Origin of the sequence: Rhizobium sp. R634 (assembly GCF_002211305.1) — a bacterium.
Taxonomy (GTDB): Bacteria; Pseudomonadota; Alphaproteobacteria; order Rhizobiales; family Rhizobiaceae; genus Rhizobium.
Genome location: NZ_LOKW01000007.1, coordinates 161,091 through 169,422 on the forward strand (window position 1 = coordinate 161,091; position 8,332 = coordinate 169,422).

At 60.9% G+C, this 8,332-nt stretch carries 8 protein-coding genes; 7 read left to right on the forward strand and 1 reads right to left on the reverse strand.

The window, feature by feature from the left end; translation table 11 throughout:
• Positions 1-256 precede the first annotated feature (256 nt).
• Positions 257-409: a hypothetical protein gene (locus tag ATY77_RS32830; RefSeq protein ID WP_088676558.1), complete on the forward strand. Its 153-nt coding sequence runs from the start codon at positions 257-259 to the stop codon at positions 407-409.
• A gap of 240 nt (positions 410-649) precedes the next feature.
• Here ATY77_RS32830 and ATY77_RS11605 read toward each other — a convergent pair whose 3' ends face one another.
• Complete coding sequence (locus ATY77_RS11605) at positions 650-1,447, reverse strand: undecaprenyl-diphosphate phosphatase (protein ID WP_088676557.1); 798 nt, start codon at positions 1,445-1,447, stop codon at positions 650-652.
• A 260-nt stretch (positions 1,448-1,707) separates the two neighbouring features.
• Between ATY77_RS11605 and ATY77_RS11610 the strand changes: the two genes are divergently transcribed.
• The 6 genes from ATY77_RS11610 (at position 1,708) to ATY77_RS11635 (ending at position 8,105) form a co-directional block, all read left to right on the forward strand.
• Positions 1,708-2,400: a glutathione S-transferase family protein gene (locus tag ATY77_RS11610; RefSeq protein ID WP_088676556.1), complete on the forward strand. Its 693-nt coding sequence runs from the start codon at positions 1,708-1,710 to the stop codon at positions 2,398-2,400.
• A 12-nt stretch (positions 2,401-2,412) separates the two neighbouring features.
• On the forward strand, positions 2,413-3,564 hold the full coding sequence (gene queG / locus ATY77_RS11615) for a tRNA epoxyqueuosine(34) reductase QueG (protein ID WP_088676555.1): 1,152 nt from the start codon (positions 2,413-2,415) through the stop codon (positions 3,562-3,564).
• Positions 3,564-4,433, forward strand: a complete 870-nt coding sequence (locus ATY77_RS11620) for an SDR family oxidoreductase (RefSeq protein ID WP_088687423.1) — start codon at positions 3,564-3,566, stop codon at positions 4,431-4,433. Before queG ends, ATY77_RS11620 begins: the two co-directional genes overlap by 1 nt.
• Before the next feature lie 407 nt (positions 4,434-4,840).
• Positions 4,841-5,203 (forward strand): septal ring lytic transglycosylase RlpA family protein, encoded by a 363-nt coding sequence (locus tag ATY77_RS11625; RefSeq protein WP_088687424.1) that lies wholly within the window; start codon positions 4,841-4,843, stop codon positions 5,201-5,203.
• A 143-nt stretch (positions 5,204-5,346) separates the two neighbouring features.
• Entirely contained in the window at positions 5,347-6,636 is a 1,290-nt protein-coding gene (locus ATY77_RS11630) for an RsmB/NOP family class I SAM-dependent RNA methyltransferase (protein ID WP_088687425.1), read from the forward strand.
• Positions 6,637-6,827: 191 nt separating this feature from the next.
• On the forward strand, positions 6,828-8,105 hold the full coding sequence (locus ATY77_RS11635) for an imelysin family protein (RefSeq protein ID WP_088687426.1): 1,278 nt from the start codon (positions 6,828-6,830) through the stop codon (positions 8,103-8,105).
• The last annotated feature ends 227 nt before the right edge of the window (positions 8,106-8,332 follow it).

Genomic DNA, 8,332 nt, shown 5'->3' on the forward strand with positions numbered 1-8,332 from the left:
GTCCGCGCATGCCGCGGGCGGCGTTTTGCCGTCGGTCGCGGCACGCAAAGCCGGCGCAAGTTTGCGATGTTTTCCTGCCGCCATATTGAGCGGCGTTGCATAAAAGACGCATCGGAAATTTTGTGGAATTAACGCCAAATTTAGCAGGAACGTTTATTGCTATTTGTCATTCCACTGACTACCAAACCCGCGCGTCCTCGAAAGGACTCAACGCCTGCGAAAAGCGTGCGGCAATCACTGTGAAAGGCATTTCTCGATGGGCAAGTCAATCGCGCTCCTGTTTGCGTGTGCGGCGCTGGTTATCCTTGCAGGCTCCTTCGTTGCGCCCGGTTCGGTCGCGGCTGTGAAGGGCGACTGCTCGCCGGCTTACGGCGTCGATCCTTGCTCTACGGCCTCGATCGCCCATTGACGAAAATGCCGGGCTTATCGGCATCCTCATAGAGACGAGCAACGGTCGAAGCGCCTGAAAAAGCGCGCTTCCAAATGAATGCTCGATCTTGCCCGCCGCGAGACGGCGGCAGGCATCTGCCTCTCAATTTTATCCATCTGAAAATCGGCCCCCTACCCCCTCATCGCGTGTCCGTTCGCGAGGCCGCCCCGATATTGCATTCGCGCCTGGGAGCTGCGCGAATGCGATGAGAAACCGGTTTTAGGGGATCAGGCCGCCGGCGGCCATGCCGAGCAGCAGGACGCCGAGAATGATCCGGTATACGGCAAACAACGTGAACCGGTTGCTCCTGATATAGGCGAGCAGCCATTTGACGGCGATGAAAGCGACGATCGTGGAGGCGACGAAGGCAATCCCGAGGGACGTCCAGTCTTCGCCGGCCGCGCCGCCGTCCCTGAAGGTCTTCAGCAGCTCATAGCCGCTCGCGGCATACATTGTGGGGATGCCGACGAGGAAGGCGAATTCCGTGGCCGCGGCGCGATTGCCCGTGCCTGCCAGCATGGCGACGAAAATCGTGGCGCCGGAGCGCGACGTTCCCGGGAAGATGCCGGCAACGATCTGGGCGATACCGACCAGAATGGCGACCAGCCAGGTAATCTCTTTATGGGGTGGCCTGCGTGCGGCAGCCCATTCCGCGAAGATCATCCAGATGCCGCCGATGATCAGAGCCCAGGCGATCGGTGTCGCCGTCTCCGGCAGCTCGAAGCCAAGCTTCTTGACGACAAGGCCCAGGATTGCGGTGATGAGAAAAGCGACGATCAGCTTGGCGGCATAATCGCGATTCTGCGGCTCCCGCCAGCCGAGCACGAGATCCACCAGGCGACGCCAATAAATGATGGTGACGGCGAGAATGGCGCCGGCCTGAATGACGATATTGAACATATCCGACCGGTGCCCGAGCCATTGCTCCACAATGATGAGGTGGCCGGTGCTCGAGATCGGCAGAAACTCGGTGATCCCCTCTACGATACCGAGGATAATCGCATTGATATAGTCCATAAATTGTCTCCGGTTTAAAGGTCGTTCGGACCGGGCATTTCCCGCTGGAAATGCTCCAGGCTGCGCTTGAGCCGATCAGGCGCTGCCTCTATCCGCGTGCGTAAGAAGCGTGTTTTATCCCCTCTCAGGTGGTGTGAGATCCGATTCGCTTGTATTGCCCCGGCCAAGCTCCTATAGCTTCAACCAATGAGTCATGACTAGGGCGCTATAAATGAGCTGCCGCACAGTCCTGTAACAGCAATCATAAAGCACGAGTATCGATGCCCACGCTTTATCACCATCCCATGTCATCCGCATCTCGCTTCGTCCGGCTGATCCTGGCGGAATATGGCTATCAGGCGGATCTGATCGAAGAGCAGACATGGGAGAAGCGCCGGGATTTCCTGGCCCTCAATCCTGCCGGCACACTGCCTGTTTATGTCGACGACAGCATGCGCGCGCTCTGCGGCGCGACCGTCATCTCCGAATATCTGGACGAGACGCACGGCGTGTTGAAGCGCGACCGGCGGCTGCTTGCCGAGGACCCTTTCCAGCGGGCGGAGATCCGCCGGCTGACCGAGTGGTTCATGCAGAAGATGGAAAATGACGTGACGAAGCCGCTCGCCCGAGAGCGCGTCTATAAGTTGCAGATGACATCCGATCAGGGTGGCGGAGCGCCTGATTCCAAGATTTTGCGCACGGCCCGCGCGAATATCCGCCAGCATATGCGCTATCTCACCTGGCTCGCCGGCTCGCGCCAGTGGCTGGCGGGAGAGCGAATGAGCTATGCGGATCTTGCCGCCGCCGCCTCGATCTCGATCCTCGATTACCTCGGCGAGATCGAATGGGCCGACGCGCCTGTCGTCAAGGAATGGTACCAGCGGCTGAAGTCGCGCCCCTCCTTCCGGCCGATGCTGACGGAGCGCGTGCGCGGCCTGACCCCGGTTTCGCATTATGCCGATCTGGATTTCTGACGAGGGCGCTTCATGCCCGACAATGATGATAAAGAGCGCCGCCGCCGCGACAATTTGACCGAGTTCGTCAGAGCGGAATCTGCCGCCAAGGGCTTCGATCTCTGCCGCATCACGCGTCCGGACGCAATTCCGCAAGCCAAGGAACGTCTCGGCGAGTTCATCGACGCCGGGCGCCACGGGACGATGGACTGGATGGCGGAGACGCGCGACCGGCGCGGCGACCCCCGCACACTCTGGAGCGAGGTTCGCTCCGTCGTCGTCTTCGGCCTCAATTACGCGCCGGACGAAGATCCGCGCGGCATCCTCGGCAAGCCTGATAAAGCGGCGATATCGGTTTATGCTCGCAATCGCGATTATCATGACGTCATCAAGGGCCGCCTGAAGGAGATCGCCACGCGTTTTGCGGCGCGGGCGGGCGCCGATGTGAAAGTCTTCGTCGATACCGCGCCCGTCATGGAAAAGCCGCTGGCGGCGGCCGCCGGCCTCGGCTGGCAGGGCAAACACACCAATCTCGTCAGCCGCACGTACGGCTCCTGGCTGTTTCTCGGCAGCATGTTCACCACCGCCGATCTCGCCGTCGACGCACCCGAGATCGATCATTGCGGTTCCTGCCGCGCCTGTCTCGACATCTGCCCGACTGCCGCCTTCCCGGCGCCCTACCAGATCGATGCGCGCCGCTGCATCTCCTATCTCACCATCGAGCACAAGGGACCGATCGATCCCGATCTCCGGCCGCTGATCGGCAACCGCATCTATGGCTGCGACGATTGTCTTGCCGCCTGTCCCTGGAACAAGTTCGCCAGCGCCGCTTCGGAGATGAAGCTGAAGGCGAGAGAGGATCTGCAGGAACCGTCGGTCGCCGTTCTGCTGACCCTCGATGATCCCGCGTTCCGCAGCTTCTTCAGTGGCTCGCCGGTGAAACGGATCGGCCGCGACCGCTTCATCCGCAACGTGCTGATCGCCGCCGGTAATTCCGGCGAGAGAACGCTGATCCCGCAATGTCGCATGCTCGCCGGTGATGCCTCGCCGGTGGTGCGGGGGATGGCGGTGTGGGCGCTTTCGCGGCTGATGGAGGCTGGCGAATTTTCGTCCTTTGCCGCACAAAGGGCTGAGGAGAGCGATGACGACGTGTTGAACGAATGGCGGCTGGCGGGAGTGGGCTGATGCATGTGATGATTTTTGGCTGCGGTTATTCCGGCATGGCGATCGCCAAGGCCTTCGCTGGTGAGAATGTGCGCGTGTCCGGCACGACGCGCTCGGCGGAAAAGATCGAAGCGCTCCGCCGCGCCGGCATCGAAGCATTCCTGTTCGACGGCGAAACCATGGAAGACCGGCTCGTCGAAGCCTTGGCTGATGTCACCCATCTCGTGCAGTCGATCGCCCCGGGGAAGGCCGATCCGCTGCTGCGGCTGTTTGGCGAAAACGGCGCAAGCCTGCCACCCGGGCTTGAATGGATCGGTTATCTCTCGACCGTCGGCGTCTATGGCGATCACAAGGGCGCATGGATCGACGAGGAAACGCCATGCGTTCCCGTCTCCGGGCGATCGAAGGAGCGGCTCGAAGCGGAAGAGGGCTGGCTGGCAATGGGCCGGGAGCGCGGCGTACCGGCGGCGGTGCTGCGTCTTTCCGGCATTTACGGACCGGGCCGCAATGCCTTCTGCAATCTGGAAAAGGGCACGGCGCGGCGGCTGATCAAGAAGGACCAGGTCTTCAACCGCATCCGTGTCGAGGATATCGGCGCGGCGACGCGCTTCCTGTCGGACCAGCGCCTCGGCGGCATCTACAATATCACCGACGATCGCCCTGGTCCGCCGCAGGATGTGATCGTTGAGGCGGCGCGACTGATGGGCGTCGAACCGCCGCCGGAGCAGGCGTTTGAGACCGCCGAGCTGACGCCGATGGCGCGCTCCTTCTACGGCGAAAACAAGCGGGTTTCAAATGCGAAACTCAAGGCCGCCGGCTTCGAATTCTCCTTCCCGAACTATCCGATGTCGCTTGCGCAATTGTGGCAGGACGGCTGCTGGCGGGGTTAGAGCCCAAGCGTTTCATATAACCAACATCAGCAACCAAAATGAGTAGGAAATACCTACTTTCCCCATTTGGCGGGACGATTTTGGCCGTATATTATGGTTAACGGCCTTTAAATTTGCGCAAATGTGGCAGAAAATATGGCGAAGCCGGAAAAAAATTTTCGCGATTTTTGTGAACGCGGGGACGTTAACCGCTCCACTGAAAAATTCGTTCGGATTTTAACTGATTTCACAGCGTTTTTTCTGGCGCAACGATCACTGCCCGCTTCCGAAATTCCGTCACCATGCTCACGAATGTTACATCTTGTAACATTCCGTGATCCCACGCGGCACTTTTTCGCCACTTTTTCACAGATTTAAGCCCCGCCGCCTGCAAGGGCGTGAGTTCAATAGTTGAGGGATACTCTGTTTTGAAGAAAATACGTCGTTCTATTATCGCTGCCGTAACTATTGTAGCCGTCTCTTGCCTGCTTCCGGCCGAGAGTTTTGCTGGAAATGGCTGCGGCGGTGCTTCATGGTACGCACTTCGCTCCAAAACTGCTTCCGGAGAACGTATGAACCCTGCGATCTTGACTGCCGCACATCGTTCGCTCGCATTCGGCACCAAGGTCAAGGTCACCAACCGCAACAATGGTCGCACCGTCGTCGTTCGCATCAACGATCGCGGTCCGTTCATCCGGGGACGCGTGCTCGACCTGTCGCGGGCTGCCGCGCAGAATATCGGCATGGTGAGCTCGGGCACTGCGAAGGTCTGCTACCAGGTCGTCAGCTGAGGCTGAAGGCTGCGCCGCCAACGGCGCTTGCTCTTGCCGCCAATCGCGGTTACCACGCGGTTGAGACTTGTGCACAATCCGCCCCGCGCCCATCACGTCTGCGCGCGGATCGTTCACACGCCACGGCAATAGGAGACATGTGAATGCGTCTGGGCGGCCGCCTCGAAGGGGCGATTTCTGTGCTCGCGGACATCGATGCCCGCAAGCGACCCGTCGCCGACGCGCTCAAGGACTGGGGCCTCGCGCATCGCTTCGCCGGCTCCGGCGACCGCGCCGCGATCGGCAACATCGTCTATGACGCGCTGCGCATGCGGCTTTCCCATGCCTGGCTCATGAATGACGACAGCGCCTCTGCCATCGCCCATGCTGTCATGTTCCGACAATGGGGCTTCACACCAGCCAGCCTTGCCGCCGAACTCGCTGACGACAAATTTGCGCCGGCGCCGCTTTCGCCTGACGCCATCGCGGCTTTTCAAAGCCGCTTGCTCGACGATGCACTCCCGCATGTGCAGGGCGATATTCCGGAATGGGTCCAATCCTCCTTCCAAAAGGCCTTCGGTGAAGGCTGGCTTGCCGAGGCACAGGCGCTCGCCGCCCGCCCGACGCTCGATCTGCGCGCCAACATCCTGAAAGCCTCCCGCGACAAGGCCGTCAACGCGCTCGAAAGAGCCGGCGCGCATGCTGCGAAGATCGCCCGCTACGGCATCCGGATTGCCGCAGGCGAAGGCGCTTCGCGTCTTCCCAACGTGACTGCCGAGCTTTCGTTCCAAAAAGGCTGGTTCGAAGTCCAGGACGAGGGATCGCAGATCGTCGCCGATCTGGTGCTGGCACGGGATGGCGAACAGATCCTCGATTATTGCGCCGGCGGCGGCGGCAAGACGCTCGCCATGGCGGCCGCCATGCAGAACAAGGGGCAGGTTCACGCCTACGACGCCGACCGTAAGCGGCTGGCGCCGATCATCGAGCGGCTGAAGCGGGCAGGCACCCGCAATGTCCAGGTGCATGACGACGTCAAAGCACTCTCCGGCCTTTCCGGACGCTGCGACAAGGTGCTGGTCGATGCGCCCTGCACCGGCACCGGCACATGGCGGCGGCGCCCCGATACCAAATGGCGGTTGACGGCAAAGAACCTCGACGAGCGCACCTCCCAGCAGCAGGACGCGCTGGCGCAGGCAAGCGGTTTCGTCAAGCCGGGCGGCGAACTGATCTACGTCACCTGCTCGGTATTGCCTCAGGAAAATGAAGAGCAGGTGCGCCGCTTCACCGCCGGCAATCCCGATTTCCAGATTGTCAGCGCGCTGCCCGCTTGGGACGGCCTGTTCGGCAAGAACGCGCCCCGCCCGCACTCCTCCGACGGCCTTTCGGTGACGCTGACGCCCGCCTCTACCGATACGGACGGCTTCTTCTTCTGCCGCATGCAGCGGAAGGGCTGACGCCGTTTGGCGAATGCCGGGATGGCGGCGCGAGTACCGCTGATTTCCTGGGCCGGCACCCTTCAAACAGGCGGTTTGGAAGCGGCCTCATATCCTTAAAATCATTCCAAACTAGAGCATTTGACACCAGTTTGCTTTTGCGCGAAGAGACTGAGCCCCATTAGACGGAATATCCGTCACAGGAGAGGATCATGACGCTTAACCGCAAATTCCGCGCAGCCGTGCTGGCGATTGCCCCCGCAGCACTGCTCGCCCTTCCCGCGCAGGCCGAGACCGATGCTGCCGCCGTGGTGAAACACTATGCCGAGGTGGCGCACGCCAAATACGAGGATTCGCTGACCACGGCGAAAGCGCTCGACGCTGCCATCGACGCGTTCCTGAAGGCGCCGACCGACGAAACGCTGAAGGCCGCCAGGGATGCCTGGATCAAGGCGCGCGTTCCCTATCAGCAGACGGAAGTCTATCGCTTCGGCAATCCGATTGTCGACGATTGGGAAGGCAAGGTCAACGCATGGCCTCTCGATGAAGGCCTGATCGATTATGTCGATACCTCCTACGGCACTGAGAGCGACGAGAATTCGCTCTATGTGGCCAATGTCATTGCCAACAAGACGATCAAGATCGACGGCAAGGATGTCGACGCCTCGAAGCTGACGCCGGAATTCCTCTCCGGCACGCTGCAGGAAGCCGGCGGCATCGAAGCCAATGTGGCGACGGGCTATCACGCGATCGAATTCCTGCTCTGGGGCCAGGATCTGAACGGCACCGGTCCCGGCGCCGGCAACCGCCCGGCAACGGATTACGACCTCAAGAATTGCACGCACGGCAATTGCGACCGCCGCGCCGAATATCTGAAATCCGCATCCACCCTGCTCGTTTCCGACCTGCAGGAAATGACCGACAACTGGAAGCCGGACGGGGCAGCGACGAAGAACGTCGAAGCCGATCCGAAGGCCGGCCTCGTCGCGATCCTGACGGGCATGGGCTCGCTCTCCTATGGCGAGCTTGCCGGCGAGCGCATGAAGCTCGGCCTGCTGCTGCACGATCCCGAGGAAGAGCATGATTGCTTCTCCGACAACACCTACAACTCGCATCTGAACGACGCGATCGGCATTGCCGCCGCCTATACCGGAAACTACACCCGCGTCGACGGCACCAAGTTCAGCGGCCCGTCGCTGCACGATCTCGTTGCCGCCAAGGACAAGGCGCTCGATGCCGAGATGGAAGGCAAGCTCAACAAAACGCTCGATGCCATGAACGCCATGGCCAAGCGCGGCGAGACGGTCGAGAAGTACGACCAGATGATCGGCGAGGGCAACAAGGAAGGCAACGCCGTCGTCCAGGCAGCCATCGACGGGCTGATCGACCAGACGAAATCGGTACAGCGCGTTATTGCCGCACTCGATCTCGGCACGGTTCAGCTTGAAGGTTCCGACAGCTTGGATAATCCTAACGCCGTCTTCAAATAAGCAAAAAGGCGGGCCGCTCCATTGGGGCGGCCCGAACCCTGAAATGCCATCTATTGCCTCCCTTGTATCTGCACGTTAGAGATTTTGTGCGATGGAAGCCATTGCGCCTCTGGCCGGGTGGCCACCCGGCCAGAGGCGTGACGAAGTCGCCCGCCCTCCCTCCGGTTACAACCGTGAATGAGCCTGGGATCTTCGTCATCGTCACGTACGACCGAATAGTCGCTTGG

Bases quoted from the DNA above. Each gene is read 5' to 3' on its own strand.
- ATY77_RS32830 (WP_088676558.1), top strand. From the start codon at position 257: ATGGGCAAGTCAATCGCGCTCCTGTTTGCGTGTGCGGCGCTGGTTATC.
- ATY77_RS11605 (WP_088676557.1), bottom strand. From the start codon at position 1,447: ATGGACTATATCAATGCGATTATCCTCGGTATCGTAGAGGGGATCACC.
- ATY77_RS11610 (WP_088676556.1), top strand. From the start codon at position 1,708: ATGCCCACGCTTTATCACCATCCCATGTCATCCGCATCTCGCTTCGTC.
- queG (WP_088676555.1), top strand. From the start codon at position 2,413: ATGCCCGACAATGATGATAAAGAGCGCCGCCGCCGCGACAATTTGACC.
- ATY77_RS11620 (WP_088687423.1), top strand. From the start codon at position 3,564: ATGCATGTGATGATTTTTGGCTGCGGTTATTCCGGCATGGCGATCGCC.
- ATY77_RS11630 (WP_088687425.1), top strand. From the start codon at position 5,347: ATGCGTCTGGGCGGCCGCCTCGAAGGGGCGATTTCTGTGCTCGCGGAC.
- ATY77_RS11635 (WP_088687426.1), top strand. From the start codon at position 6,828: ATGACGCTTAACCGCAAATTCCGCGCAGCCGTGCTGGCGATTGCCCCC.